29 protein-coding genes and 1 pseudogene are annotated in these 26,684 nt (G+C 62.4%); 20 read left to right on the top strand and 10 right to left on the bottom strand.

Annotation, left to right across the window (positions count from 1 at the left end; translation table 11 throughout):
* The first annotated feature begins 3 nt into the window (after nt 1-3).
* The 5 genes and pseudogenes from RHO23_RS20210 to RHO23_RS20190 all read left to right on the top strand — a co-directional run.
* Nucleotides 4-414, top strand: coding sequence for a VOC family protein (locus RHO23_RS20210; RefSeq protein WP_064410502.1), 411 nt, complete (start codon nt 4-6; stop codon nt 412-414).
* On the top strand, nt 415-2,793 hold the full coding sequence (locus RHO23_RS20205) for an ATP-binding cassette domain-containing protein (RefSeq protein ID WP_423488238.1): 2,379 nt from the start codon (nt 415-417) through the stop codon (nt 2,791-2,793).
* Between the two features lie 111 nt (nt 2,794-2,904).
* Nucleotides 2,905-4,173: a lipase family protein gene (locus RHO23_RS20200; RefSeq protein WP_423488237.1), complete on the top strand. Its 1,269-nt coding sequence runs from the start codon at nt 2,905-2,907 to the stop codon at nt 4,171-4,173.
* A 75-nt stretch (nt 4,174-4,248) separates the two neighbouring features.
* Nucleotides 4,249-5,586 carry a hypothetical protein gene (locus tag RHO23_RS20195; RefSeq protein WP_423488236.1) on the top strand — a complete coding sequence of 446 codons (1,338 nt, stop codon included), beginning with the start codon at nt 4,249-4,251 and terminating at the stop codon, nt 5,584-5,586.
* Nucleotides 5,587-6,013: 427 nt separating this feature from the next.
* Nucleotides 6,014-6,103 (top strand): annotated as a pseudogene (locus RHO23_RS20190) (MmpS family transport accessory protein); the annotation flags it as partial.
* Between the two features lie 5 nt (nt 6,104-6,108).
* Here RHO23_RS20190 and RHO23_RS20185 read toward each other — a convergent pair.
* From RHO23_RS20185 to RHO23_RS20170, 4 genes are all read right to left on the bottom strand, one after another.
* Nucleotides 6,109-6,552 carry a hypothetical protein gene (locus RHO23_RS20185; RefSeq protein ID WP_423488235.1) on the bottom strand — a complete coding sequence of 148 codons (444 nt, stop codon included), beginning with the start codon at nt 6,550-6,552 and terminating at the stop codon, nt 6,109-6,111.
* Nucleotides 6,553-6,627: 75 nt separating this feature from the next.
* A complete protein-coding gene (locus RHO23_RS20180) occupies nt 6,628-7,245 on the bottom strand; it encodes a TetR/AcrR family transcriptional regulator (protein WP_030097519.1) in 618 nt (205 codons plus the stop codon).
* 224 nt (nt 7,246-7,469) lie between these two features.
* The gene (locus RHO23_RS20175) at nt 7,470-8,702 is read right to left on the bottom strand and encodes a glycosyltransferase (protein ID WP_423488234.1); all 1,233 of its coding nucleotides are present in this window, start codon (nt 8,700-8,702) and stop codon (nt 7,470-7,472) included.
* Nucleotides 8,702-9,346 (bottom strand): TetR/AcrR family transcriptional regulator, encoded by a 645-nt coding sequence (locus RHO23_RS20170; RefSeq protein WP_423488233.1) that lies wholly within the window; start codon nt 9,344-9,346, stop codon nt 8,702-8,704. The genes RHO23_RS20175 and RHO23_RS20170 overlap by 1 nt, the downstream gene beginning before the upstream one ends.
* Nucleotides 9,347-9,599: 253 nt before the next feature.
* Between RHO23_RS20170 and RHO23_RS20165 the strand changes: the two genes are divergently transcribed.
* The 4 genes from RHO23_RS20165 to RHO23_RS20150 all read left to right on the top strand — a co-directional run bounded on the left by RHO23_RS20165 (nt 9,600) and on the right by RHO23_RS20150 (nt 12,430).
* Nucleotides 9,600-9,881, top strand: coding sequence for a hypothetical protein (locus RHO23_RS20165; protein WP_030097516.1), 282 nt, complete (start codon nt 9,600-9,602; stop codon nt 9,879-9,881).
* A 49-nt stretch (nt 9,882-9,930) separates the two neighbouring features.
* On the top strand, nt 9,931-10,233 hold the full coding sequence (locus RHO23_RS20160; protein ID WP_030097515.1) for a hypothetical protein: 303 nt from the start codon (nt 9,931-9,933) through the stop codon (nt 10,231-10,233).
* Between the two features lie 801 nt (nt 10,234-11,034).
* A complete protein-coding gene (locus RHO23_RS20155; protein WP_044105423.1) occupies nt 11,035-11,544 on the top strand; it encodes a hypothetical protein in 510 nt (169 codons plus the stop codon).
* 109 nt (nt 11,545-11,653) lie between these two features.
* Nucleotides 11,654-12,430, top strand: coding sequence for a glucose 1-dehydrogenase (locus tag RHO23_RS20150; RefSeq protein WP_064409971.1), 777 nt, complete (start codon nt 11,654-11,656; stop codon nt 12,428-12,430).
* Here the strand turns inward: RHO23_RS20150 and RHO23_RS20145 are convergent, their stop codons facing one another.
* Both RHO23_RS20145 and RHO23_RS20140 read right to left on the bottom strand, forming a co-directional pair.
* Complete coding sequence (locus tag RHO23_RS20145; protein ID WP_064409970.1) at nt 12,431-13,225, bottom strand: alpha/beta fold hydrolase; 795 nt, start codon at nt 13,223-13,225, stop codon at nt 12,431-12,433. It abuts the gene before it with no gap.
* An 18-nt stretch (nt 13,226-13,243) separates the two neighbouring features.
* Nucleotides 13,244-13,663 carry a TIGR03618 family F420-dependent PPOX class oxidoreductase gene (locus RHO23_RS20140; RefSeq protein ID WP_064409969.1) on the bottom strand — a complete coding sequence of 140 codons (420 nt, stop codon included), beginning with the start codon at nt 13,661-13,663 and terminating at the stop codon, nt 13,244-13,246.
* Nucleotides 13,664-13,745: 82 nt separating this feature from the next.
* Here RHO23_RS20140 and RHO23_RS20135 point away from each other — a divergent pair, with 82 nt between their 5' ends.
* The gene (locus RHO23_RS20135) at nt 13,746-14,429 is read left to right on the top strand and encodes a hypothetical protein (RefSeq protein WP_064409968.1); all 684 of its coding nucleotides are present in this window, start codon (nt 13,746-13,748) and stop codon (nt 14,427-14,429) included.
* Here the strand turns inward: RHO23_RS20135 and RHO23_RS20130 are convergent, their stop codons facing one another.
* Nucleotides 14,430-15,974: an acyl-CoA carboxylase subunit beta gene (locus tag RHO23_RS20130; protein WP_064409967.1), complete on the bottom strand. Its 1,545-nt coding sequence runs from the start codon at nt 15,972-15,974 to the stop codon at nt 14,430-14,432. It abuts the gene before it with no gap.
* 110 nt (nt 15,975-16,084) lie between these two features.
* Between RHO23_RS20130 and RHO23_RS20125 the strand changes: the two genes are divergently transcribed.
* Genes RHO23_RS20125 through RHO23_RS20095 form a run of 7 tightly spaced genes read left to right on the top strand, consistent with a single transcriptional unit; the run spans nt 16,085 to nt 22,539 of the window.
* A complete protein-coding gene (locus tag RHO23_RS20125) occupies nt 16,085-17,218 on the top strand; it encodes an acyl-protein synthetase (protein ID WP_030097507.1) in 1,134 nt (377 codons plus the stop codon).
* Nucleotides 17,218-17,619, top strand: a complete 402-nt coding sequence (locus RHO23_RS20120) for an iron-sulfur cluster assembly scaffold protein (RefSeq protein ID WP_057967558.1) — start codon at nt 17,218-17,220, stop codon at nt 17,617-17,619. The genes RHO23_RS20125 and RHO23_RS20120 overlap by 1 nt, the downstream gene beginning before the upstream one ends.
* A complete protein-coding gene (locus tag RHO23_RS20115; protein ID WP_064409966.1) occupies nt 17,594-18,784 on the top strand; it encodes a cysteine desulfurase family protein in 1,191 nt (396 codons plus the stop codon). Before RHO23_RS20120 ends, RHO23_RS20115 begins: the two co-directional genes overlap by 26 nt.
* Nucleotides 18,781-19,887, top strand: coding sequence for an ABC transporter permease (locus tag RHO23_RS20110; RefSeq protein WP_064409965.1), 1,107 nt, complete (start codon nt 18,781-18,783; stop codon nt 19,885-19,887). Before RHO23_RS20115 ends, RHO23_RS20110 begins: the two co-directional genes overlap by 4 nt.
* A 5-nt stretch (nt 19,888-19,892) precedes the next feature.
* Nucleotides 19,893-20,579 carry an ABC transporter ATP-binding protein gene (locus RHO23_RS20105; protein ID WP_064410495.1) on the top strand — a complete coding sequence of 229 codons (687 nt, stop codon included), beginning with the start codon at nt 19,893-19,895 and terminating at the stop codon, nt 20,577-20,579.
* On the top strand, nt 20,576-20,881 hold the full coding sequence (locus RHO23_RS20100) for an acyl carrier protein (RefSeq protein ID WP_030097502.1): 306 nt from the start codon (nt 20,576-20,578) through the stop codon (nt 20,879-20,881). The genes RHO23_RS20105 and RHO23_RS20100 overlap by 4 nt, the downstream gene beginning before the upstream one ends.
* Nucleotides 20,882-20,904: 23 nt before the next feature.
* A complete protein-coding gene (locus RHO23_RS20095) occupies nt 20,905-22,539 on the top strand; it encodes an AMP-binding protein (RefSeq protein WP_193601846.1) in 1,635 nt (544 codons plus the stop codon).
* Here the strand turns inward: RHO23_RS20095 and RHO23_RS20090 are convergent.
* On the bottom strand, nt 22,536-23,429 hold the full coding sequence (locus RHO23_RS20090; protein WP_030097500.1) for an amidohydrolase family protein: 894 nt from the start codon (nt 23,427-23,429) through the stop codon (nt 22,536-22,538). The two genes, RHO23_RS20095 and RHO23_RS20090, sit on opposite strands and share 4 nt — an antisense overlap.
* 142 nt (nt 23,430-23,571) lie before the next feature.
* Between RHO23_RS20090 and RHO23_RS20085 the strand changes: the two genes are divergently transcribed.
* From RHO23_RS20085 to RHO23_RS20075, 3 genes are all read left to right on the top strand, one after another.
* Nucleotides 23,572-24,285, top strand: a complete 714-nt coding sequence (locus RHO23_RS20085; RefSeq protein WP_064410494.1) for a DUF1326 domain-containing protein — start codon at nt 23,572-23,574, stop codon at nt 24,283-24,285.
* Between the two features lie 99 nt (nt 24,286-24,384).
* Entirely contained in the window at nt 24,385-24,807 is a 423-nt protein-coding gene (locus RHO23_RS20080; RefSeq protein ID WP_423488232.1) for a PPOX class F420-dependent oxidoreductase, read from the top strand.
* A gap of 78 nt (nt 24,808-24,885) precedes the next feature.
* On the top strand, nt 24,886-25,674 hold the full coding sequence (locus RHO23_RS20075) for an SDR family NAD(P)-dependent oxidoreductase (RefSeq protein ID WP_057967630.1): 789 nt from the start codon (nt 24,886-24,888) through the stop codon (nt 25,672-25,674).
* Nucleotides 25,675-25,757: 83 nt separating this feature from the next.
* Here the strand turns inward: RHO23_RS20075 and RHO23_RS20070 are convergent, their stop codons facing one another.
* Together RHO23_RS20070 and RHO23_RS20065 are read right to left on the bottom strand one after the other, a co-directional pair.
* Nucleotides 25,758-26,042 (bottom strand): hypothetical protein, encoded by a 285-nt coding sequence (locus RHO23_RS20070; protein ID WP_030097496.1) that lies wholly within the window; start codon nt 26,040-26,042, stop codon nt 25,758-25,760.
* A 224-nt stretch (nt 26,043-26,266) separates the two neighbouring features.
* Complete coding sequence (locus RHO23_RS20065) at nt 26,267-26,581, bottom strand: hypothetical protein (RefSeq protein WP_030097495.1); 315 nt, start codon at nt 26,579-26,581, stop codon at nt 26,267-26,269.
* Between the last annotated feature and the right edge of the window lie 103 nt (nt 26,582-26,684).

Raw genomic sequence — 26,684 nt, 5'->3', positions numbered from 1 at the left:
GGCATGGACATCACGATCAATGCGAGCTTCCTGCCACACACCGACCCGGAGGCCTCGCTGGCCTTTTATCGTGACGCGCTTGGGTTCGAGGTGCGCAAGGACGTCGGATATGAAGGCATGCGGTGGATCACCGTCGGTCCGGTGGGGCGTCCCGATATGAACATCGTGTTGACACCCCCTGCTGCAGACCCGGGAATCACGGAGGAAGAGCGCCGGACCGTCTCCGAGATGATGGCCAAGGGCACGTACGCGAGCATCATGCTGGCCACCGATGACCTGGCCGCGCTTTTCGAACGTGTGCAGGCGACCGGCGCCGAAGTCATGCAGGAGCCCATCGATCAGCCCTGGGGTTCCCGAGACTGTGCCTTCCGTGATCCCGCAGGCTGCACCGTCCGCATCCAGGAGCTGCCCTGAATGGCCCAGAGCGCCAAAACGACCGACCACCATCCGGCCGATAGTCACGATCTGATCCGCGTGCACGGCGCACGGGTCAACAACCTGAAAGACATCAGCGTCGAGCTACCCAAGCGCCGACTCACGGTGTTCACCGGTGTCTCCGGCTCAGGGAAGAGTTCGTTGGTGTTCGGCACCGTGGCCGCCGAATCGCAACGCCTGATCAACGAGACCTACAGCGCTTTCGTGCAGGGATTCATGCCATCCCTCGCGCGACCAGATGTCGATGTGCTCGACGGGCTGACGACGGCGATCATCGTCGATCAGGAACGCATGGGCTCGGACCCGCGATCCACGGTGGGTACCGCAACCGATGCCAACGCGATGCTACGTATCCTCTTCAGCCGGCTCGGCAAGCCGCATATCGGTTCGGCACAGGCATTCTCGTTCAACGTTGCCTCGATAAGCGGTGCGGGAGCGGTAACCGTTCAACGTGGCTCACAGCCCACCAAGGAGCGTCGAGAGTTCAGCATCACCGGAGGTATGTGCCCACGATGCGAAGGGCGGGGTTCGATCAACGATATCGATCTCACCGCACTCTATGACGACAGCAAGTCGCTCAACGAGGGCGCACTGACCATTCCCGGTTACAGCATGGACGGGTGGTACGGGCGCATCTATCGCGGTTGCGGGTTCCTGGACCCCGACAAGCCGATTCGTAAGTACACCAAAAAGGAACTGCATGATCTGCTGCACAAGGAGGCGACCAAGCTCAAGGTTGATGGTGTCAACCTGACATATCTCGGATTGATTCCGCAGATCCAGAAGTCCTACTTGTCCAAGGACATTGAGTCCATGCAGCCGCACATACGCACGTTTGTGGAGCGGATTGCCACCTTCACCACCTGTCCGGACTGCGACGGAACCCGGCTTTCCGCGCTCGCCCGCTCGTCGAAGATCAAAGGCAAGAACATTGCCGAGGTGTGCGCGATGCAGATCAGCGACCTGGCCGAGTGGGTGAGTGCTCTGGAGGAACCTTCGGCTGCCCCGCTGCTGGAAAAACTAAGGCATTCATTGGACTCGTTCGTACAGATCGGGCTCGGCTACCTATCCCTGGATCGGCCAGCCGGAACGTTATCCGGTGGAGAAGCTCAACGCACCAAGATGATTCGCCACCTCGGCTCCTCGCTTACCGACATCACCTATGTGTTCGACGAGCCGACCATAGGCCTGCATCCGCATGACATCCAGCGGATGAACAGTCTGCTGCTGCAGTTGCGCGACAAGGGCAACACCGTGCTGGTGGTGGAGCACAAACCTGAGACCATCCACATCGCGGACCATGTCGTCGATTTGGGACCCGGTGCGGGCGCTCGCGGTGGGACTGTGTGCTTCGAGGGCACGGTGGCGCAGCTGCGAACCAGCGGCACCATTACCGGGAGGCACCTCGATGACCGTGCCACGTTGAAGGAATCCGTGCGGATACCGAACTCCTGCTTGGAAATTCGAGGTGCCAGCACCCATAACCTGCAGAAGATAGACCTCGATATCCCTCTCGGTGTGCTGGTGGTCATCACCGGCGTCGCGGGTTCGGGCAAGAGCTCGCTGATTGACGGATCGGTGGCCAAGCTCGATGAAGTAATCACTGTGGACCAGACACCGATCCGGGGCTCACGGCGCAGCAACCCGGCGACCTACACCGGCCTGCTGGAGCCGATCCGTAAGGCATTCGCCAAAGCCAACGGGGTGAAGCCGGCCCTGTTCAGTGCGAACTCGGAAGGGGCATGCCCCCATTGCAACGGCGCGGGTGTCATCTACACCGATCTGGGTGTGATGGCGACTGTGGAGACCACATGCGATGTGTGCGAAGGCAAGCGGTTCGACACCGCGGTGCTGAACTATCACTTCGGTGGCCGCGATATCAGTCAGGTGCTGGCACTGTCGGTCGCGGACGCACAGACGTTCTTCGGGGTAGGCGATGCCAAACTTCCAGCAGCCCACAAGATTTTGACCAGCCTGAATGAGGTCGGCCTGGGCTATCTCAGCCTTGGTCAGCCGCTCACGACGCTCTCCGGTGGAGAGCGGCAGCGCCTCAAGCTGGCCACACACATGGGCGCGGCAGGGGGTGTCTATGTCCTGGACGAGCCGACCACGGGCCTACATCTTGCCGACGTCGAGCAGCTCCTCGGCTTGTTGGACGGGCTGGTGGATTCCGGGAAGTCCGTGATTGTCATCGAGCACCATCAGGCGGTGATGGCACATGCCGACTGGATCATCGACCTGGGCCCGGGTGCCGGGCACGACGGAGGCCGCGTGGTCTTCGAAGGTACTCCCGAAGATCTTGTTGGTGCACGGTCGACGCTGACAGGCAAGCACCTCGCTGAGTATGTGGGCGCCTAGCGATACCGGGCGCGCCTGAATCGTCGACCTTCCACTACGTCTGTCGTGAAAGCCACTACGTCCGTTGTGAAAACGCGTTGTCTACGCTGTCCTGGACACAGGAGGTCGCCGATGGCAACGAAGCCCAAAGCTGTTCTCGGTGGCACCGCATGGGCCGGGGCGGCAGCGGCGGTGGCAGGGATAGCAGGCACCGCGACCGCATTGCGCAGTCCCGCGGTGGTGCGCCGGCTCAACAACTGGGCGGCACGCAAGCTGACCGACGCGCAACGGGCCGATCGGCACGCCGCCATCTTGCCGTCGCCGATACCGGGGCCCAGCTTCTATTCCGAACCAGGTGATCTGACCAGCCGTGCCAACGGAGAAATCGTTCGTACCCATCGAGTCTTTCCGCGGATTCCGCTGCCGGGATTGACCATTCAGCGATTTATGGTGCGCTCCACCGATACGGCGGGCAATGCGGTACCCGTGACGGCGACCCTGATCGAGCCGAACCGCCCGTGGCGGGGCCCGGGTGCGCGGCCCGTGGTGGTCCGCAACCAGCCGATCAACTCGCTCGGGCTCAAGGCGGCGCCCTCGTACCGGATCGAGCGCGGCATGTACGTGGACGTGCCGCCGTTCGCGCCGCTGCTGCTGGCACGAAACTACGCGGTGCTCGTACCCGATCATGAGGGCCCGCGGATGGCCTACTCTGCGGGCGTCATGGCTGCTCACGCCGTACTGGATTCGGTACGCGGAATGCGGGGACTACGCCCTGATCTCGTCGAGTCCCCCATGGTGATGGACGGGTACAGCGGTGGTGCCATCGCAACGGTGTGGGCCGCCCAGGAGCAGCCGGTCTACGCGCCGGAGCTGAGTTTCAAAGGGGCCGTCGCGGGTGGGACACCGACGGATTACGCGCTGTTGTATCGCAGCATGAACAGTGCCTTGGGATCTGGGCTTTTCGCCGCGGCCACGATCGGGCAGGCGCGTGAGTATCCGGACATGCTGGAGCTGTTCGGTGACTTTGCTCTCTATATGACGACCTTGATCAAGGACTTACCCCAGCCGCCCCTGGCTGTGGCCGGGGTGGCACGTATTGATCTGGACGTATTAGCGGCAATTCCAGAGCCTTTCGAGTCCACGATCGCACAGAATGTGATCGCCGCGAACAAGCCCGGCGCCGCGGCGCCGGTGATGCCGATCCTGCTCTACCACGGATCACGCGATCGGTTCATCGGTGATCAGTTCGTCCCGGAGCAGGGCGCGAAGGCGCTCGTCGAGAGTTGGCGGTCCAAGGGAGCGACGGTGGACTACCTGCCCGTGCCTGGCGAACATCTGATCGCAGCGGGGTGGGCGATGCCCAGTGTGTTGCGTTGGATGCGCGGCGCACTGGGGGATTAGGCGTCCTCGAATCAGGATGTGACTCAGGGTTTTCCCGGAGGCGGGGAGCACTGTCGGACGGCTACGCTCGCTGGCATGACGACCGTTGCGCCCGAGCAATCTGGCACCGCCGAAGATGAGGGAGCCGGTACCGCGCCGCGGTGGACCCCGTTGCAGAAGCTCGGATTCCGTCTGCTGTTCACCATCGGTGGCGGGATTCTCCTGCTCTCGGTGTACGATAACCTGGGTCTTTACAGCTTGTTTGAGCCGGTTCTGTGGCTGACGGCCCAGATTGGAAGCATCCTCATTCGCGGTCGCGGTATCGAACTCACCGTCTCCTCCGGCGGCGACCTGCTATGGCTGTGGTGCTACCACCTGGGGTGGATTGTCCTCGCCGTGGCGATCACCGCGATATGGACGGTGTTGGACCGCCGCCGGTCGAACTATCGGGGCCTGGCAGCCTCGCTGTGGGTGTTCGCTCGGTTCGGTCTCGCGATGTCGATGATCACGTATGGAATCGCGAAAGCGATTCCCACGCAGATGGGGTTCATGGCTCTGCCCGATCGACAGCTGCAATTAGTCGGCGACACAAGCTTGTTCAACACGCTCTGGGGTTTCATGGGTGCCTCGGAGCCCTACTCCATCGCCACGGGGCTCGTGGAACTGGTGTCGGGACTGCTGCTGCTGTGGAACCGCACGTGGGTGCTGGGCGCCCTGGGGTCAGTCTTCGCCATGGCACAGGTGTTCCTTCTCAACATGACCTACGACGTTCCGGTGAAGCAGGTATCCGGAGAGTTGTTCCTGGTAGCCGTCGCCGTCACCGCGCCCCTGTGGCCAAACCTCGTCCGGGTGGTCTTGAATCGCGTGAGCACGCAACCGGTGCGGCTTTGGCGAGCCCTCGGCTCCAGTCGGAAGTGGGCGCTCACCACCGGTGTCGTGCTGAAGTTCGGGGTGGCATCGGTTCTCACCGCGCTCATCATCCTGCAGTCGATCGCGGTGTACTCGACGTACAACACACCGACCTCGAGTCTTGACGGCGTTTGGCATGCAACGTCATTCACCATTGACGGGCAAGGGGCAACGCTGAACCAGATTCAGCCGGCGCCCTGGCCCAACGTCGCGATCTCTCACCGCGACACGGTGGCGGAGTTCAGCGTGATGAAGTTCGTTTCCCAGACGCCGGACGGACGTACCTCGGCGTGGCTGCTACAGGTCAAGGATGATCGGCTCGAGTTGCGCAAGCGTGAGTCCGATCCACCTCAGCTGGTTCTTCAGGCGCTTCAACCCAGCCGGGACCGGCTGCTGCTCAACGGTGTCGTGGAGGGCAAGAGGATCGAGGGCACCTACGAGCGCCGGTTCATGGAACGCAGCAAGTCCGGATTCCGTTGGATTCAACCGGAAATGGATCCGGATTCTGTCGACGCTGACGGATAGCCGTGCTGCAGAACATTCAGTAAGACCCTTCTATGCGTTTCTCTCCCAGTAGATCTCAAGCTTTCATCTACGTGCGATGTGATTACGGATAGGCCTCACATTCGGGCGTCCGGGGATTTCTGCACGAGCATTTCATTCCCAAATAGGCTTGGTATCAAGGTATTAGACGTTTCCAGACCGAGATCGCGGATTGTGTCCTTCGTGACGAGTCAACGTGGTTTACTCGTCGGAATCGGGTCGCGCGCGACGAGGCGTGCCGTACGTTGGCGGTGCTTCGCACATGACCGAGCCTGGGTGCCGCCGCATTCGAAGTTCGGTTATCCGTTGTGCTCACATCCGATCTGGAGATACATGTTTGTGCAGCTGACATGCTGCCGAGCGCGGATGACAGTCGGAGGGACTCGAGATTTTCACGATCTTGAAGCGTGTGTGGATTCCGTTGGTGCTCGTGGTGGTGGGAGTTGCGGGCGGATTCACCGTGTCGCGGCTGCACGGTGTCTTCGGTAATGAGCGTCGTGACTGTCACGAGAACCATTGCGCACGTGCAAATCCGGCGAGCAGAACCGCGAACCCGCCTATCTCGCCGGCGATGAGTGAGACCATAGCCAGGTGCATTGCCGCACTGGGTTTTTCGAATTGATTGGTGGTGTCACGCAGCGCGCCATGAATCATGTAGCTCACGATCGCGGCGAGAAAGAAGAAGACCAGCACCATTGCGGCAGTCAGGTTTACCCAGCTGGGCCACCCGCTCAACTCGACGAATACCGCGGTGAGCAAGGTGGCGAATGCGTAGAGCAGGGCGGCGCGATGCGCGGTATCCACATACGGGTGCGCGAGATGGTTTGGGCTGGTCACCATCTGACGGTACTTCCACACGCCCAATCCGAGGGCGAGAAGGAAGAGGAGCCCGGCCGCAATAAGTGTTATGGCGGTGTCGGTGCTGAGCACGTATCCGGTGCTGGTCATTGTCGCCGTCCTTTCCCCAAGAGGTTAGGGCCCCGCAGGCACCCGTTTTCAATTGAGATCAACGTGGGGGCCCGGTTACTTGTCGTGGAGATGTTCCAGGCCGGTGACGAGCAGTCCCAGGCCGAACTCGAAATCATCCTCAATCGAAACGGCCAGGGAGTTCCCGATGGCGAGTGTCATCGGGAAGTTGGCCAGGTCGAGGTCCTGCACGAGGCGCATCAGAAGTGCGGGATCGGTGCCGCGGCTCCTATGTTCCACTCCTAGCTGAGTCGCGAAGCCCAGGACGTAGCGGCCCACAGTCGTATAGATGCGGGCCGCATCCCCCGGGGAGAATCCCGCATTCACAAACAGCGCGAGCGTGCGTTCGCGGAGCATGAAAACCTTCGGCCCGACGGGCAACTGCTCGGTGAGTAACGCGGCGACATTCGGATGCCGCCGCATGGCCTCGAACAAAGCACGCGAGGTGACGATGCACGCGCGCTGCCAGGGGAGTTCCGCGAGTTTCTCGTCGTCGAACTCGACCTCTCCAAATACTCGATCGACGACATGCGCGACGAGCTCGGTGCGGTTCTCGAAATGCCGGTAGATCGTCGCGGTCCCGGAATCGAGCCGACGTGCCAGGGCGCGCATCGACAGCGCCTCGCCGCCCTCTTCGTCCACGATCCGCAGCGCCGCGTCGACGATCGAATCCATGGGTACAGGTGGGCGGCCGCGTGTTCGTCGCTCGTCCGTCACACCGGCCAGTATGTCCCTCTTGACACCGCCCGGCAATTTCGGCAACACTGTCTCCGTAATTCAGTCAGATGGCATGACCAGGGAACCGCGACCGAGTCCACACCGCGCTGATGACGTGGACTGGCTCATGAGGGGTGTCGCGGACTTCCTCGGTCGCCTCTGACCAGGACTCGCAGCGACCCTCAGCCCAATAGTCGTTCGATGGCTGCGACAGCGTAGGCACCGCCGTTCTCGGCACCGACGACATTCGCCGCCAGGCGGACCCGATCTTTGAGCTCTTGGTCGGTAGTGGCCGCACGGATGGCCTCCGAGAGTCGTTCAGTCGTCAGGGCGCGTTGTGGGATGGTGTCGGTGCTGAGCCCCAGATTCCGGAGCCGTCCAGCCCAGAAGGGTTGATCACCGAGGCCGGGTACGGCCACCGTGGGCGCTCCGGCACGCAGACCGGCAGCGGTTGTCCCGGCGCCGCAATGGTGCACCACGGCGGCCATGCGTGGAAAGAGCCAACTGTGCGGCAGCTCGTCCACGGTCAGGATGTCATCATCGTCGGCATTGATCCCGGCCCAACCTGTTTGCATGATCCCCCGCACACCCGCCTGATGTACCGCGCCGCGCACGAGCTCCGATAGGCGTTCAGCGTCGGCAGCCGACGTCATCGTGCTGCCGAAGCCGAAGTACACCGGTGGATCACCCGCCGCGAGGAAATCGGTCAGCTCTGGGGCGGGTCGCCACTGTGGATCGGTTTCCGGCCACCAGTACCCGGCGACCTCCAGGCCCGGCCGCCAATCCGGCGGGCGCGGTACAATATATGTCGAGAATCCGTGCAGAACAGTCCATTTCGACTCTGTACGGTTCATGCGCGACTTGCTTGCCGATACCTTCGGCAGATCAAGCTCTCGCCGGAAGCCGGCTACCACCCCGCCATAGAGGCGATCGACAAGCCAGGCCCCGGCGTGGGATGCCAGACGATTGCCTGCCGCGGCCGCGGACCAAGCTCCGAGGGTCGCTGGCGGGAACTGGGAGGTGGCAGAACAGGGCTGTAGCCGAATCCCCATGGAGGGAATGCCTTTCGCTTCGGCTAGAGGATGCCCTGCTAATTCGGAGAAGGGCGACAGCAGCAAGATGTCTGTCGTCACGTCCTGAACGGCGCTGATTATTGCGGCGCCGAGGGACCGCATGCCGCGCGGGGCGAGAAACTCGGCGAGCCCCTTGGTGACGTTGACGTCGGCGTCCTGGGCCGGTGTGTCCGGCTCAGCAACGCCACGGAAATGCAGGCCTGAAGCGGTTATCAAGGAGCTGAAGCGATCAAACGCGGCAATTGTCACCTGGTGTCCGGCCTGGCGTAGGCGGACACCGACACCGGTCAGCGGGGCGACATCACCGTGGCTGCCGATGGCGGCGATGAGGATGCGGGCCATTACACCCTCCGCACTACTCGCCGGAACATCTTCACGAGATCCTCGGTGTACCCGTTGGTATCGAACGAGGGGTCTTGCAGGATCTTCTCCACGACGGCATTGACGGCTCCTCGCAGTGCGATCGCGGTGGAATCGACTGGAAAGGACGAGAATTCACCGGACTTCTGACCGGCTCGGAGAATTGCTGATGGGTCGAGCTGGGTCAATTGCGCGGCTAGCTCGGGTGTCAATCCCACGTCGCGCAGATGTCTGCCACCGCTGGGTTTGTAGCCCGCTGCGAGCTGTGTCAGCGCCGCCAACTGAATCCGGTGGCTGTCGAAATAGCTGATACTGGAACGGATATAGGCCGCAAGCTTGTCAGTCTGCGTCCGCGCTCGATCAACCTCGGGGATCACCGCATCGAGTCCGGACCGGTACATCGAGGCGATCACCGCCTCGACGAGTCCATCCTTGGAACCGAAGTGGTACAGCACCACGCTCATCGCGATTCCGGCACGCTCGGCAATCTTCCGAATCGAGGTCTGCGGATAACCCAGCTCGGCGATGACTTCGATGGCGCACGCGACGATCTGATCGCGGCGGGCGACCTCAGTGAACGTCGGCTCCCGACCGGTTTTAGATCGCATGATCGAATTATAGATCAATTGATCTAGACAGTTCAGGCTGTTTCGCCTGGTTAACGGCAAGTTAACGGCTATATACCACTTTTCGCTGACCCCAACCCCCATGGGGTATTCTGAGTTTTAGCTGAGAATCAGCCGAGGATCTCATAAATTGGGAACCAGGTGGACCTTAATACCGTTGAACAGGGTGAATGCATCAACGTTGATGTCTTTGGCAAGTGATGTTCACTTCCTAGGCCATTAGCAAGATGACCGAGCGGAAAGGAAACACCACATGAAAAAGTCACTCGCTGCAATCGTCGGCGGCGCTGGCATCGCTGTAGCCGTCGCTGTCATGGGCGCCCCTGTCGCCCTGGCGGGGCCGACGCCTCCTCCGGTCTGCTACGCCAGCGAGACCAGTGTCAACGCTACTGATCTGCGTCCTTGCGTGGCTCCGGGCGATGTCATTTATGAGCAGGGCGTCCACCAGCCGACGTATGAAGGCGCCAATCCGTTGGTCCCGCTGGGCACCAACCCGCACGTCCCCTTTGGCACCAACAAAAACAACGCTTCGTAACCAGATGTAAGTCCGCTTCATCTTCGTCGACGCAGAAGGAGCAACAACCATGAAGAAGATCACGACCGCCGCGGCGCTACTCGCTGCCGCGGGGCTGTCCCTGGCCACAGCCGGCGCAGCCTTGGCCGGTCCCGCTGCGGACCCGGACTCCGTCATCAATGACCTCAAGTCCAACGGGTACCGAGTCATCGTCACCAAGGTGGGGTCGGATCATCCGTCGCAGTGCACCGTGCAGGGAGTGTCACAGCAGTCCGCCGTTCAGAACGTGCAGCCGGGACGCAACATGCGCAACCAGCCGACGACGGTTCCTACTGCGGGACAAAAGGTCGCGTACGTCACGCTGGCTTGCTAACCACCCCTTCGGTGGTGGCGGCACCTGGTAGTGAGCGGATCTGCCAACGATCCTCCTGCCGTGTCGCCACTACCCGGATGAGCACTGAGACTGCGGGCCGATTCTCGAAAGAGAACTCGGCCCGTACGTATGAGAGCACCGCTGTCTCCCCAGCTGGCGCGCCCGAGGCATGACTCCCCACGGACGACACGTATCATGCTGTGGGATAAAGATATTCATCGGAAACTCATGCGGCACAAGTAAATACGGTCCGGTACTCGTCGATGAGATTGGAGTTGCCTGGCGCACGGATGCTTCGCGAGTGCGAACACCGGGGTCGGGAGCGGATTCAGAAGTGCAAGAGGCGGTTCGGTGTCAGACGGCAGTTCCTTGTTCTCGTATTCGTGGATGACGGCGGCCACCACCGGAAGAAAATGCATGTCGCGTCTATTTCATGGGCGTGACGCGCGGCTATTTCGCCGAATGAGATAGCGCGTAAGCCATCCCACAGAGTGGGACGACGGGTGCCCAAAAGGTGGGATGGGTAACAGAAAATTTCCTGCGTTAATACAAGAGATGCACGGATGTGTGAGAAAAGTGACCAATGTGATTAGCGCACAGCAAATTACGGCGCGGGGTCATCGAACATTCAACAAACCAATCATGTACTGGGCGTTTGTTGGATTGGACGAACGTTCATCCATGCTCTACCGTAATCAGTAAGGCGTTGGCGGAGAGTAATTCTCGCCATAATCTTCAGCAAATATGACGCAAGCCACATATTTTGGTAGGTCGTCAAGCTCGTTGTTAGCGTCGCGTCCCATGTCTGATCTCGCTGCTTTGCTGGCGTTTATCCATCAGGTCTCGGGTACGCCGTACATCTCGGGCGGAGACTCCGCTCGTGGCACCGACTGCTCCGGTCTGGCCTCCTGGGTGTCCAATGTCGCCACCGATCGTCCCGCCTTCGGTTCTCGCTTCAATACGGGGAACCAAGAGCGTGCCCTCCTCGCGCGTGGTTTCAAGTACGGCACCGCACCAGGTGCATTGGTGATTGGCTGGAACGGCGGTCACACCGCTGTCACGCTGCCCGACGGCACTGCGGTGTCCAGTGGCGAGGGCGGTGGCGTCAAGATCGGTGGCGGCGGCGCCTACCAGGCGCAGTTCAAGCGGCACATGTACCTGCCGATGGACAATGAGGGTGAGGCCGCTCCGCTGGATGTACCCGCTCATGGGGAAGGTCCCGAGGTGATCCCCGCGTCGGTCCTCGCGCCTGATGCCGAGCCGGCTCCCGCCGACGAGGCCCCCGCTGAAGCAGACGCCGTCGCGATCTAAGGAACCTCCAATCCATAGGCGCCACCCCGTAATTGGTGTTGTCGCTCACTGTTCCCGATAGGCGGGACAAGTTCCGCGTGCCTTCGTAGCGTTGTGATTGCCTGGAAACATGAATGGCAATTCTGCTCTGCTACAAGGAAAGAACGTCATCGTCACCGGTGGCGCTCGCGGGCTCGGTGCGGCCTTTGCGCGCCGGATAGTGTCGGAGGGCGGCCAAGTCGTCGTGGCCGATGTGCTCGAGGACGACGGACGGCGGCTCGCGGCCGAGCTCGGTGACTCCGCGCGATTTGCCCGGCTTGACGTAACAGACGCCGACCAGTGGCGCGCGCTGGTCGAAACCACGCTGGCGGAGTTCGGCGCTGTCACCGGATTGGTGAACAACGCCGGTATCTCCAGTGCCTCGTTGGTTGCCGACGAGCACCTTGAACACTTTCGCAAGGTGATCGAGGTGAACTTGGTCGGTGTTTTCATCGGCATGCAGGCCGTTATCCCGCCGATGCGCGCACGGGGCGGCGGTTCGATCGTGAACATCTCCTCGGCCGCCGGTCTCGTCGGTCTGGCCCTCACCTCTGGCTATGGCGCATCGAAATGGGGTGTACGTGGACTTTCCAAGGTTGCGGCGGTTGAGTTAGGCCCCGAGCGGATTCGGGTGAACTCAGTGCATCCCGGTGTCGTGTACACCCCCATGACGGCCCAAGCCGGTTTTCGGGAGGGGGAAGGCAATATGCCCATCACCGCCATGGGACGAGTGGGAACGCCCGACGAGGTGGCCGGTGCGGTGACCTATCTGCTTTCGGACGCGGCGAGCTATGTCACGGGGGCCGAACTTGCCGTGGACGGCGGCTGGACGGCCGGCCCCACCCTGAAGACCATGACCGGTCAGTAGTTACGAGAGCAGATGCGTGATCTCCGCTGCGACCTGTGCGGGCAACTCCAGCTGCGGGAAGTGGGTCGTGCCGCGCAGGCGAACGTAGCTGAACCACGGATTGCGGGATTGGAACTCTTGGTGAAGATCATCGTAGGCAGTGCGCTCGGGCTTGCAGAAGATGTGATGAACGCGTCGCGGTTCGGCCAGCTTTTCCATTCGCGACATGGGTGAGCCCCACGTGGCGTAGGCATCCTCGATGACTCGTCCGGCTCGCGCCCACACGTCGAACCCGAAACCGCCCATCTCGGAACGGATGTGCCGGTTGACGGCTTCATTGTCGCTGCCGGATAGCCAGGCTCGGAGGAATTCGAGGCGACTGGATTGCCAGCGTTGCGGATCACGAAAGTCTCTTATGCCGTTGAGGAATTCAGCAGGAGCCGCTGACATGATCAGATCAATGATCACGAGGCTTGGCACCCGCCCGGTCCCGAGACGGTCGGCTATCTCAAGCGCGGTCCACCCGGCATGGGCATGAGCGACGGGAACGATCGACTGCACGCTGAGGGCATCAAGCAGCCCGATGACATCTGAAACCTGTTCCGTAATACCAAAGTCGGCTGCGGGTGTGCGGTCGATACCGTGGCCGCGCCAATCCATGCGGATGACGCGGTGGTGGGGAACGAGGTGGGGCAGTAGCTCGTCATACGCACGGTGGTCGTGCCCCCAGCCAGTGAGCAGCAGGATGGCCGGTCCGTTGTCCAGGCCTTGATCGTCGAAGGTGAGCTGCGCTCCGTTGACGGTGATGGTGTACATCGTGGCTCCTCCCGAGTGTCAGAGAGCGGCGTGGACACGGACGGGATGTATGCGCACAATCGCCTCGCCGGGTGCGCTGTGGTGTTCGTCCACGTACGCGTCGGCACGGTCAGCTCCCAGATACCGGGTGGTGATGTCGATCAGGGTGCCTCGAACCTCCGAGGTGCCGGGTTCCACGTGGGCTTCCCCTTGAACCTGGACATACAGGTAGGGCTCTGCTGGCGTGGCCACGGTGATCACCGAGCGCGGATCACGTTGCAAAGAACGGATTTTCAGGGTGCTCACGTGCGTGACGAACTGTAGGTGGTCCTCGTTGAGCCGGTACCAGATAGGCAGCACAAGCGGCCGTCCGTCGTTTCCGAGATAGCCCAGCTGCCCTACCAGAGCGGGAGTCGAATCGAGGAACTGCCGGACGGCCGGATCGTGGATCGAGGTCATGGATCCACAACCTAGAAGCTCAAGCGCGCTTGAGGTCAAATCCGTACTTCCGTCAGGGGCGATGTGTCTGAATAATGGCCGGATGACCCGCGTGTTCGCGATCGGAATTGCGGCGCTGATGCTCATCTTGGGCGGGCCGCCTGCGGGGTTCGCTCACGCCGACCCACAGGCATGTGTTCCGGGTGATGCTGCCCGGCCTCAAGCGGAGCTCTTCGCCACCAACAACACCGCGGTCATCACCGATCCTGCCGATGGGCGTCTGCTGGATCCTCTCGATGACTTTTCGCTGCAGGTGAGCGCGATAACCGCTCAGAATCTGGTGCTGCCGGTGCGGTCGACACCGGTTGACGGCGTGTACTGGTCTCAGGACAACAACCACATGACCTACGAGCGGTCGCGCGCGTTCGAACTCGCGTGCGTGGATCGCGATGACTTGCAACGCATCGGTGAGCAGGTGCGGCGGCAGTACGGTCAGGAATCGGTGCTCACCTTCGAATACCTACCGGCCGGAGATGCGGAGATAAACGCTGTGGCGGTGGAGGTTCCGGGCGTCGACCGCGTGCGGTTCCACGACGCGCTCGCGGCGGACGCATCCGCGCGGGAGGCGTTGGGCGGTGGGTCGATCACCGAAGACGGGTGGCTGATCCTGATTGCCGACATCAAGGATGTGAGCACCGCGCATCGCCTCGTGGATGCGGCCGGTGGCCGTTGGCAGGACGCCAGTATTCAGTATGGAAAACGCGATTTCATAGCGACAGGGGAATAGCTACCAGGTGTCGACGACGGATTTGCGCGGCGGCAGGGGCTCTCGCATGGCCGCGGCGAATGTCGAGGCGATGAGCGATCGCGTCTCTGCAGGATCGATCACATCGTCGATCTCGAATATCTGAGCAGCGTTGAGCGCCTTGGCATTCTCTTGTGCCGCCGCGGTGGCCTGACGTACCGCTTCCTCCCGGGCAGCCTCGTCGGGTATGGCCTCCAACTCCTTGCGCAGCCCCAGACGCACCGCGCCTTCCAAGCCCATGGGTCCCAGATGTGCGCCGGGCCAAGCCACCGTCAGCAGTGGTTCGTGCAGGCTGCCGCCGGTCATAGCTTGCGCGCCAAGGCCATACCCTCGACGCAGGATGACTGAGACGAGCGGTACGCGAAGTGCCGCTCCGGCGACGAGCATGCGCGAGGCGCGCCGCACCAACGCATCGGCCTCCGCCGCGGGACCCACCATGTATCCCGGGCAGTCGACCAACGAAAGAACCGGCAACCCGAATGCGTCGCACAGCTGCAGGAAACGAGCGGCCTTATCCGATGCGGCCGCGGTGATCGCTCCCGCCATCACCATCGAATTATTGGCCAGGATCCCGATGGCACGGCCCTCGATACGTGCGAGTGCCGTCACCATCTCGGGTGCGAACTTCTCTCGCAGAAATGTCACCGAGTCCTCGTCGGCGAGCGTCTCGATGATGGGCCCCACGGGATAGGCTCGCCGCGCACGTTCGGGAATCATTGTGCGCAAGACGGTTTGGTCCGCTGCGTGTCCTGGCTCCACTGCCCCTTGGAAGTACCCGATGAGCCGTTTGGCCACAGCGACGGCCTGTTCTTCGTCGTCGACGACAACGTCGACCACCCCATTGGGCGACTGCACCGACAGCGGCCCGACCTCGTCGGGGTGTACCTCGCCGAGACCGCCGCCAGCGATCATGGCCGGACCGCCCATGCCGATGGACGTGTCTCTGGTTGCCACGATCAGATCCGAGCACCCCGCGATCACGGCATTGCCCGCAAAGCACCGGCCCTTGACCACGGAGATCCGCGGCACCACGCCCGAGAGCGCGGCCCACAACTTGAACGCCCGTACATCGAGCATCGAGACAACGGGATAGTCGGTATCGCCCGGACGCCCGCCGCCGCCCTCGGCGAAGAACACCGTCGGCAGCTTCATGCGCTCGATGAGATCGAACAGCCGGTCCTTCTTGTGGTGCCCAAGCGCCCCCTGCGTACCGGCGAGCACGGTGTAGTCGTAGGACAGCACGGCGCACGGATGACCCGCGATCCGTGCGGTCCCTGCCACCAGACCATCGGCGGGTGTGCGGGCGATCAAGTCGGCGATGTCCCGTCGCTGGCGCTGCGCAGCGATAGCGAATCGGCCGTATTCGACGAACGACTCCGCATCGACCAGGTCGGCGATGTTCTCGCGCGCGGTGCGGCCGCCGCCCGCGTGGCGGCGGGCAACTGCATCGGGGCGAGCCGCGTCTTCGGTAAGCGCACGTCGCCTCAATAGCTCAGCGTGATCAGCGCGCATTGGTTCATCAGCCATGGCCCGGACTCTTCCATAACAGCCCGAAACTCTGCGGGAACTTTTCCTCACGATGATTCGACCACTCCACCGGTGCCCTGTGTGGGCTAGGCAGTCAAAGGAGATGCGCAGTGGAATTGGTCACCATGCTCGGGATGCCGGGGGAAGCCCTCCGGGTTGCGCGGGACGACTGGCGAGAGTCGCTCACCGACGTGGTACGTCAGGCCTTCGCGCTGCACTTCGAACGTAACGGCTTCTACCGCGCCCAGTGCGACGCCGCCGGACTCGCCCCGAGTGACATCCGCGCCTGGGCTGACCTGCAGCGCATCCCTCTGCTTCCCGTCAGCATGTTCAAACAGGCTGGCGCGCACGTCCTCATGACCTGCGGCCTTGAGGATGTAGAGATCGAGATCCGCTCCACCGGCACAAGCGGTGTGCCATCGGTGGCGCGGCGCGATTCGACGACTGTCACCCGGGCATCGGTCGGAATCTTCGGTGGATACCGGGACTTCTTCGGTATCTCCCAGGGCGCGGGCCTGTTCCTGTGCCCATCCACCGCCGAAGTGCCCGAGATGGGCATGGTCAAGATCTTCAACCTTCTCACCGGCATGCTCGATGACCATCGCTACATCGTGCGTGAATACTCCTTCGACCCCGAGGAGGCGTTGGCCCAGCTGCGGAGCTGGGAGGGCCGGATGACCCGGCACCTGATCGGTCCGCCGTTCATCATCGCCAGATTCCTCAAGTACCTGGAGCTGGAGGACATTCCGCTCACCCTCGACCCCGACTCATTGATCATCATGCTGGGCGGCTGGAAGCAGTACACCGGAAACTCGATCAGCCGGGACGACTTCAACGAAAAGGCACAGCGCATGCTGGGCATTGACCGCACCCGCATCCGCGACATGTACGGCATGATTGAGTCCAACATGCTCGCCATCGAGTGCGAGCATCAACGCAAACATGTGCCGCCGTGGTGCTACATCTCGATCCGCGACGTCACCGACGCGTCCGTCGAGCTTGAACCCGGTAAGACCGGCGGAATAGCGATCCTTGACGCGCTAAACACCGCGTATCCCGGCTTCCTGCTCTCCGACGACGTCGGCGAGGTAGACGAGGGTGACTGTCCGTGCGGCCGTACCGGCCAGACCGTGAAGTTCCGGCGGCGACGCCAGGGCGCCGAATTGGGCTGCTGCGCAGTAAGTATCGAAAAGTACATCGACTCTCGGGAAGTCGTTTCCGAGTGCGAGTTGGCGGACGCCTAGTGCCCCGGTTCAGTCCGACGGTGGTCGATCACTTCACCAACCCGCGCAACTCGGGCCGCCTTGCGCAATCCGATGTTTCGGCCTTCATTGGCAACCCGGTGTGCGGGGACCAGATCCTGCTGACCGCGCAGGTGCAGGGCGAGACCGTGAGTCAGATCGGCTTCGAGGCCTACGGATGCTCGGCTTCCCTGGCGGTCGCGTCCATCCTCACCGAGCGGCTCACCGGCATGCCGGTGGAAACGATCGCCGCGATCGAAGCGGTGCAGGTCGCGGAATGGTCGGGGGGCCTCTCGCCGGAACAGCAGCACGTCGCCGCCCTGGGTGCCGATGTCGCACAACGCCTAGCCAACAACTACCGCAACGGAATTCACGAAGATGTCAGCGCCCTCCCCGGTACTTAGTCCACCCGCGCAGATAGCGCCGGCAGAGATCTACTTGGATTACGCCGCCACCTCACCCCTGCATCCACGTGCCGCACAGGCGATATTGAGCGGGCACAGGCTAGTCGGAAATCCGTCGAGCCGACACAGCGCGGGGCGGGACGCCGCGGACGCCCTCAGCGATGCCCGCCAGACCGTTGCCAGGCTCTTCGGCGCCGATGCCGAGGAGGTGGTGCTGACTTCCGGTGGAAGCGAGGCCAACACTCTGGCACTATGGGGAACCTTTGCGGCTGTGGGGTTTCAGGGTCACCTGGTGACCTCATCGATCGAGCATCCGGCAGTCCTGGCGAATGCTCACGCGCTGCAGGACCTGGGTGTGGAAGTGACCTTCGTCGATCCCGCGCCGACCGGGCATGTGGATGCGGCGCAGGTGGCTCGTGCGTTGCGCCGTGAGACGCGGCTGATCTCGGTGATGCACGCGAACAACGAGACTGGTGCCATCCAGCCGGTTGAGGAGATCGCCGAGATCGCCGCACGGTCGGGTTCGGCGTTCCATGTGGACGCCGTGCACACGGCCGGCAAGCTTGATCTGACAAGCATTGGTGCCACAATGATCTCGGTCTCCGCGCACAAGTTTGGCGGACCACGGGGAATGGGTGCGCTACTGGTACGCGGTGGACATCAGCTGTTGCCGGTCATGCGCGGGGGACCGCAGGAGAACCGGTTGCGCGCGGGTACCGAAAACGTGCCCGGTGCGCTGGGCATGGCCGCCGCGGCCGACGCGTGTCTGAGCTCGGTCTCGATGGGCTACCGGCTGGGCATGCGCGACCGCCGCGAGCAGCTGCTCGACGGGCTAGGTGCCGTTGGCGGTGTGCATCTCAACGTGACAGAGCCGGTACTGGAGGAAACAATCAGCGTCCGCTTTGACGGAATTCGCGCCGACACCCTCGCCGACGATCTCGATATGCACGGCATCTATGTATCTACCGGATCGGCCTGTCACGCCGGAGAAGACTCGGTTTCTCATGTGCTGCAGGCGATGCGGTTGACCGAGGACCAGGCGCGGGCCACAGTGCGAATCTCGATGGGCCCCGACGTATCACCGGACGATGTCGACAGGGTCGTCGCGATCACTACTCGGGCCGTACACAGGTTGCGCGCCATGGCCGGTGGGATGGTCCGATGATCGTCGCCGTCAAGAACCTTGTCGCAGAGCGCGCCCGATTTGTCCTTTCGGTGATCGGGGTCGCCGTCGCGGTGATCCTGGTGTTGGTGATGTCCGGCATCTTCGTGGGAACCACGAATCAGGTCACCACTTACATCGACCACTCCAAGGGGGCGGTGTGGGTTGTCCAGCCCGGCGTTTCCCAGATGTTCCGCGCGGTGTCGTGGTTGCCTGCCGATGGCAAGGACCAGCTGTTGAAGGTCCCCGGTGTGCAGTCGGCCGACCCGATTCTCGGACTCCCATCGGATTTCGTGCACAACGGCGGGCACACCGCCTACTTCGTCGTCGGATACGACACGGCCACCGGTGTGGGGGGCCCGTGGTCATTGTCGGAGGGGCGCAACGTGGCGGGGTCAGGTGAGGTCGTGCTCGATCGCGTCCTCGCCAAGAAGAACAAGATCCATGTCGGCGACACGGTGCAGCTCGTGGACGGTGATTTCACGGTTGTGGGGTTGTCGAACCAAACAGCCGCCGTGGGCAACTTCTATGCGTTCATCTCGCTTCCTGATGCGACGCGTCTACTGCGTGCGGGAAATCGCGTGTCCTACTTCCTGGTCCAACCGGCCGAGGGATTCAGTTCCGACCAGGTCGCGGATTCGGTCCGCAAGTCGGCTCCCGGAATGGACGCACTCACCTCCGACACGTTCGCCGAGAACAGCCGGGCGATTGTGATCTCGATGATCGGACGACCATTGAAGACGATGATCGGGATCGCCGCGCTTGTCGGTGTGGCGCTGGTGGGGTTGACTGTGCTCGCGGTAACCACCGAGCAGATGAGTGATTTCGGAGTGCTGCGCGCGCTGGGGGTGCGTCCGGCGCAGCTGTGCCGCACTGTGATTACCCAGGCCGCCTTGATCGCCGGACTCGGATATGTGCTGGGCGCGGGCGTCACCTACGCGGTGCAGTTCCTGGTGAAAGACCGGCTCGGGGACGTCACAGTGCAGGTCACTCCCACCATGCTCGCCGCGATGGCGGCGGCCACGGGCGTCATGGCGATCATCGGATCACTGATTCCCGTTCGGCGGGTCACGCGGATCGACCCTGCTCAGGCCTTCCGGAGGTGAATTCGATGAATCCTGTACTGCAACTTGAGAATGTCGAACACCAATACGGAACCGGCGATGCCGCGGTGCGCGCTCTGCGGGGTCTGGATCTAACGGTCAAACCCCATGAGGTGGTTCTGGTTGTCGGCCCCTCCGGTGGAGGAAAGACCACAGCACTTCTTGTCATGGGGCTTCTGCTTACCCCGGATTCGGGGCACGTCCGGATCGACGGACAGAACGTTGGCGAGCTCGGCGAACGGGAGCGATCACGAATCCGCCTGGAGCGCTTGGGCTTCCTATTTCAGGAGTACAACCTGCTCAACGCGTTGACGAGCGCTGAGAACGTGGCTCTGCCGCTTCGCTATGCCGGCGTCAAGAAGGACGCCGCTATGACACGGGCTAGGGAAGTGCTGACCGAGCTGGGATTGGGGCACCGGACCGGCCATCGCCCACCGGCGCTCTCGGGCGGAGAGAAGCAACGCGTCGCTGCCGCACGCGCCCTGGTAGCGCGACCAGGGCTGGTCCTGGCCGATGAGCCCACCGCGAACCTGGATTCGGCTACCGGGAAGAAGGTGGCCGAACAACTCGCGGATGCCGCCCGGACTCAAGGAGCGGCGGTGGTGATCGTGACACACGATCTGCGCCTCACCGGGATCGCTGATCGGGTGCTGCACCTCGAAGATGGCGTGTTGCTGGAGAAAGAGGAAAAATGACAGAAACCGTTGCGCTCCCGGACGATACGGAAATCATCGGTGCGCTTCGAGATGCCTTGACCCGGCTGCTTCCCGCGGAAGATCTGGCGCAGGTCGATCTTGAGGCGGTCGACGTCGATTCGCCGCTACTCGCCTTACCCGTCGACTCCGTGGTGCTGATGGCGTTGATGAACGAGCTAGAGGATAGGTTCTCGGTCTTCATTCCCGAAGAGGAAGCCTTCGCGTTCACGGTGGTGGGCGATATCGGAGTGCTCATCCGTCAGCGTCTTAGCGATAAGGCGAAACGCCGCGAACAGGCATGATTGACATAGCAATTAGTCGGCATGTGAGGGCGAATGCTCCGGCTCTGGCCTCCGGCGCGATCGATTACGCCGCGCTGCTGCGCTCGGAGTTGGAGCAGATCGACTTCTACGACTCGCGCCGTCATCTGTATACGCTTGCGGCGGTAGACCTGGTCCATGCCACAAGGATTCGTGCTGCGGCGCTGGCTGCGCGGGGCCTTCGCCGTGGCGACCGGGTGGCAATGATTGCGGTGAGCGACGAGGAGTACCTGACCACGCTGCTGGCAGTGCTCTTGCTGGGCGCGGTACCGTGCGCGATCGCACCGCCGCCGACGCCGTCGCGGCCGGAATCTGCGGGAGTGGCGCATCTGAGTGCGGCGCTGGGCGTGTTGAACCCGGCCATGGTCATCACACAGCCACGAGTAGAGGTGGCGACCACGCATCCGTTGGTCGTGATGTATGACGAGCTGACTGATGCTGAACCGATTGACTGGAAGCGGTGCTCGCGTGCCGATCCCGGCGACATCCACCACATCCAGCTCACTTCCGGATCCACGTCGGCCCCTAAAGCAGTGCTGCTGACGCACGGCAATGTGGTGCACAACACCACGGCAATCGCTTATGGCACAAGGGCATTACGCGGGCGGGATCGAGTGTTCAGCTGGCTACCGTTCTACCACGACATGGGATTCATCCAGGTGCTGGCCGCGCTGCTCTACGGTCTTCGGGTCGGTGTGATGACCCCGATGGGGTTTTTGCGGGATCCAGTGTCCTGGCTACGGCACATGTCCCAACATGGGTCCACCCATACCGCGGGGCCACCGTTCGCGTATCGGGCAGTAGTGGAGGCGATCTCGCGTGGTGGTGGGATAGCAGACGTGGACTTGTCGTCGCTGCGTCACGCCTACGTCGGCGCCGAGCCCATTGCGTTCTCGGTGCTGCGCGAGGTTACCGAAAGGTTTGCGCCGCTGGGGATGCGGACCGATGTGTTGGTGCCGTGTTACGGCATGGCCGAGACAGTGCTCGCCACAACCGTTGCGCTGCAAGCCTGTATGCCTGACGCGACATCCTTCGGACGGGTGCGGGTTGGTCGCGGCCCGGATGACGGCGAGCCCGTGGTCTCCTGCGGGAAGGTGGTCGATGGCCTGGAACTTCGGATCGTCACCCCGGACGGTGCGCGCTCATCAGACGGTACGGTCGGCGATATTCAGGTGAGGGGGCCATCGGTGATGGCGGGCTACCTCACCGCAGACGGGGGAGTGGCCACGCCTGTGGGTGGATGGCATGACACCGGCGACCGGGGCTTTCTCACCGATGGCGAACTGTTCGTGGTGGGCCGGCACAAGGAGATGCTGATCGTGCGTGGTCGCAATTTCCCGCCCTACGACATCGAGCGGGAGATCGACAGTATGTCCGGCGCCGGTGGAGTATCTGTCGTCTTCTCCTTGCGTGACGAACAGCGGGCCCGTGAGTCGGTGATCGCCGTCGTCGGGACCCGCGCGGCAGTGGACGAATATGAGGAACTTCGGACACGTATCGCCGGGGGTGTGCGTGCCGCCTTCGGGTTCTCCCTCGATGAGGTGGTTGTGGTACCGGCGCGAACCATTCCCCGGACCACGAGCGGAAAACGCCAGCGGCTCATGGTCCGGGAGGCCTATCGGGCGGGCTCGCTCGTCTAGCTGTCAACACGGAATAGTGCGGCGCCATTGCGGTAGAGGACATCGCGCATCCAGTTGTCGTCGACACCGGGCAACGTCTGCAGCGCGGTAACCGCTTCGGCATATCCGTAGGGGATGTTCGGAAAGTCGCTGCCGAAGAAGATCTTGTGACCGAGATCTATCAGTCGGGGGTAGGCGGATTCCGGAAACGGCGCCTTCTCATTCGAGAACTTGGTGAAGGCCATGGTGGTGTCGAGACGTACCTCGTCGTACTGCGCGGAGATATCGAGAAAGTCGGAGTACTCGGGCATACCCATATGCGCGATGATCAGGCGCAGGCGGGGGAACTGCTTGAGCAGCACCCGGATTGGCTCGGGCCCGGTGAACTCGCCCGGCGCCGGTCCGGAGCCGCAGTGGATCACCACCGGAACAGCGGCGTCCTCGAGAAGCCCCCACACGGGGACGAGCAGCGGATCGACGGGGGAGAACGCTCCCACCTGGATGTGGACCTTGAAGACGCCCGCGCCAGCCTCGATAGCCTCGCGCACGTAGTCGATGGCGCCGGCTTCGGGAAAGAAGGTTGCGGTGTGCACGCAGTCCGGGGTCTGCGCCGCGAACTGGGTGGCCCACTGATTCAGCCAGGCAGCCATCTGCGGCTTGTGGGCATAGATCAACGAGGTGAAACGGAGAACGCCGAACTCTCGCAGCGTCTGTACCCGTTGGGACTCTTCGGTGCGGTAGGTGATCGGCCAGGGGCGCCCGATGAGAGGCCCCGCCGAGTCGAAGTACGCCCATACCTTGTCCATGACGGGCTTGGGCATGAAGTGGGTGTGCACGTCCACGATCCCCGGGACACCCAGCTCCTGCCAGATCTTTGTGACAGGTGTGGGGTCGAAGGCTGATTCGGGCATACGCCTATCTATATCAATCGAGTTTTCTCGGCCTCCAAAGGCTTCGAAATATACCCCCTAGGGGTACTTGCCAAGGCGTGTCGACCGCTGCTACGTTCGGGATGTCAGATACCCCTATGGGGTATAGAAAGGAATGGACGAAATGTCGGCGACAGATACCTACGACTGGAATCTCAAGGGCGATTGGTTCGACGTGTGCAGCTGCAAGCTGCCGTGCCCGTGCAGCTTTGCGCAGGAGCCCACACACGGGGACTGCCTGTTCACCTTGGTGTGGCATGTCAGCGAAGGCCATTGGGGCGACGTTGAGTTGAGCAATCTGGGCGTGGTTGCCCAGGGCGAATTCAAGGGGAACATGTGGATAGGTGACCCGGACGCGACCATGAAGCTGATGTTCTACATCGACGAGTCGGCGGACGCCCGCCAGCGCATCGCCCTCGAGCGGATCTTCACCGGTAAAGAGGGCGGCTGGCCCGCGGAGTTCGCGAGCCTCATCGAGGAGTTGCGCGGCATCGAGTACGTCCCGATCAACTTCGACAAGGCCGACGATCTGGCGAGCTGGGGTGCGGAGATCCCCGGCAAAGTGGATCTCCGTGTTGAGGCCCTGACCGGCCCGACCGCCGACCCAAGTCGTCGGGTTACCACCGCGAACGCCCCAGGAGCCGAAGTCGGCCCCGGTCAGATCGCGACCTGGGGTGTGGTCAAGAAGGACCACTCGGTCGGGTTCGAGTGGTCACATGAGCATCGCGGTGAGTCGAGCAAGCACTTCCCGTTCGATTGGCGCCCCGACGGCAAGGTTGAGGTTGTCTCGGAGGAGTTGGCGTCGGCTCAGCAGGGGGGATGCTGCTGCTCGGACTGAGCAGGACGCCGGGCCGCACCCGGAATCGGATCTTGGGTGCGGCCCCGTTTCCTATTAGTGCTTGATCTCAAGTCCAGTTGAGAACTTACCGTCGTGAGTATGACCTTCAGACCCGATGAGATCGCATTCATGCGTCAGGCCGAGCTTGGCAGACTCGCCACTATCTTGCCGGACTGCGCGCCTCAGGTGAGTCCCGTGGGATTCACATACAACGAGCAGTTGGGAACCATAGACGTATCCGGTTATCGCATGAGTCGAAGCCGTAAGTACCGCAACATAATCGACAACGAAAAGGTCGCGTTTGTGGTGGATGACATCCCGTCCAGGGCGCCGTGGCGGGTGCGGTGTCTTGAGATACGCGGTACTGCTCGACCTGCCGTGGCCCCGGTGGCGCACGGTGCCGCCGGTGACGAGTTGGATACCGCGATCATCCGGATCACCCCGAGCCGGATCATCAGCTTCGGTATAGACGACGCCAGTACGGACCCGCACTTGCTCGTGGCGGACAACCGCGATGTCTAGGGTTGCTAGACCTTCATGATTCCCGTCAATCAGCCCGTTCGGGAATGAAGTCGGGTGCGGGGCGACTTCAATGAATACGTGAACATCGACCTGACCGGTAAGACAGCGCTAGTAACGGGTTCCACACAGGGCATTGGCCTGGAGATTGTTAGGCAGCTCGCGGCCAGTGGTGCGCGCGCTGTGGTCAACGGCCGGTCCCAGGAACGCGTCGACGCGGCTATCGCGGAGGTTGGGCTTCAGAACGGCAGCGTGATCGGTGTTGCGGCGGACGTCTCGACAGCGGAAGGTGTCGAGTCACTTCGTGCGCAACTCCCCGAAGTGGACATCCTGGTCAACAACTTGGGCATCTTCGGGGCGGCGCCGGCCCGCGAGATCACCGATGAACAGTGGCGGAACTATTTCGAGGTGAACGTGCTGTCCGCCGTGCGCCTTATCCGTGAGTACTTGCCGGGAATGATTGACGCCGGATGGGGCCGCGTCATTCAGATCGCCAGTGACTCGGCGATTGTCATCCCGCAGGAGATGATCCATTACGGGGTCTCCAAGACCGCGCTGTTGGGAGTCACACGAGGATTCGCGAAGGACGCGGCCGGCTCGGGTGTCACCGTCAACTCGGTCATCGCCGGGCCGACGCACACCGCGGGTGTGGAAGATTTCGTCTATCAGCTCGTCGATAAGTCGCTGCCCTGGGATGAGGCACAGCGTGAATTCATGAAGAAGCATCGCCCTCAGTCGCTGCTGCAGCGATTGATCGAGCCGGCGGAGATCGCCAATCTGGTGGTCTACCTCAGCTCGCCGCTGGCCTCGGCCACGACAGGTGCTGCGGTTCGCGCCGACGGCGGGTACGTGGACTCGATCCTGCCCTAGCCCTAATCGGGCTTAGCGCCGAACAACACTAAGGGCCGCTTCCGGATGTTATTCCGGAAGCGGCCCTTGGTGTTTCCGACGGACTAGTTGATGCCGCCGATGTACTGGCCACTAGCGGGAGGGGTGTACCGCATCTGTGGGCCGGAGGTGTTCATCGTGTACTGGCCGGTGCCCAGCCGAGCGTGGTCGCGGTTGTTGCCCCCTGAGCCGTTGTTGCCGGCGCCAGCGACCAGAGCGGAGGTGGGGGCCGTTGCCAATTCGATGGCGGCGAAGGTGGGCACCAGGATCGCGAGACCGATACCGGCCGCGGCGACAACGCGGCGAGCGTTAGTGGAGATTGCCTGCGAGGTGGCGGTGATAGCGGTCATTTTGTCTGTGCTCCAATGCTTTTGAAGATCTGCTTGCGATGCTTCTAATAACGTGAGCGCTATCGGCTGCAATCCGTCATGACCTGTGATAAGTCAGTCATCCGGGGCCGGAATAATCTCGAGCACCGGCCTGTTCGACTAAGCAAGACAACCGAATACGCGAAACGCGGACTCCCACGGCCATTCGACCGGGGGCAGTCCGCGTTAGCTTCTGAAGCGTGTCTTCAGTTGTGGATGGGGCAGGAGATGTCGACGTAGACCGTGGAGAAAGCGGTGGCGCCGCGCAGTCCTTCGACACCGGTCACCACGCACTCCGATAGTGGTGTGTCTGCGATGCCGTTCAACTGAACCGTGTAACCCTGCGCCTGTAGCTGGTTCACGGTGTCGGCGGCCGACGAGCCACCCCCGGCGGACGCAGAGGCTTGTGCGGTGAATGCGAATGAGGCCACGGCCATCGCCCCGAGAGCGGCCAGCGCCACCATGAACGAAACTGCCGATCGGATGGCCGACCGGGTGAATGAGGTGATCTGGGTGTTCATGGCGGTTCCTTCCACCGTCGGAAAGTTCTAACGTTTAGAGGAACCCCTAAACATTAGGCGGTATTTCCTCTGCACTGTTAGATAGGCCACATGGTTACAAGTG

This window comes from Mycobacteroides sp. PCS013 (assembly GCF_049532645.1).
Classification (GTDB): domain Bacteria; phylum Actinomycetota; class Actinomycetes; order Mycobacteriales; family Mycobacteriaceae; genus Mycobacterium; species Mycobacterium gwanakae.
This window is presented reverse-complemented; position numbering and strand designations above follow the sequence as displayed.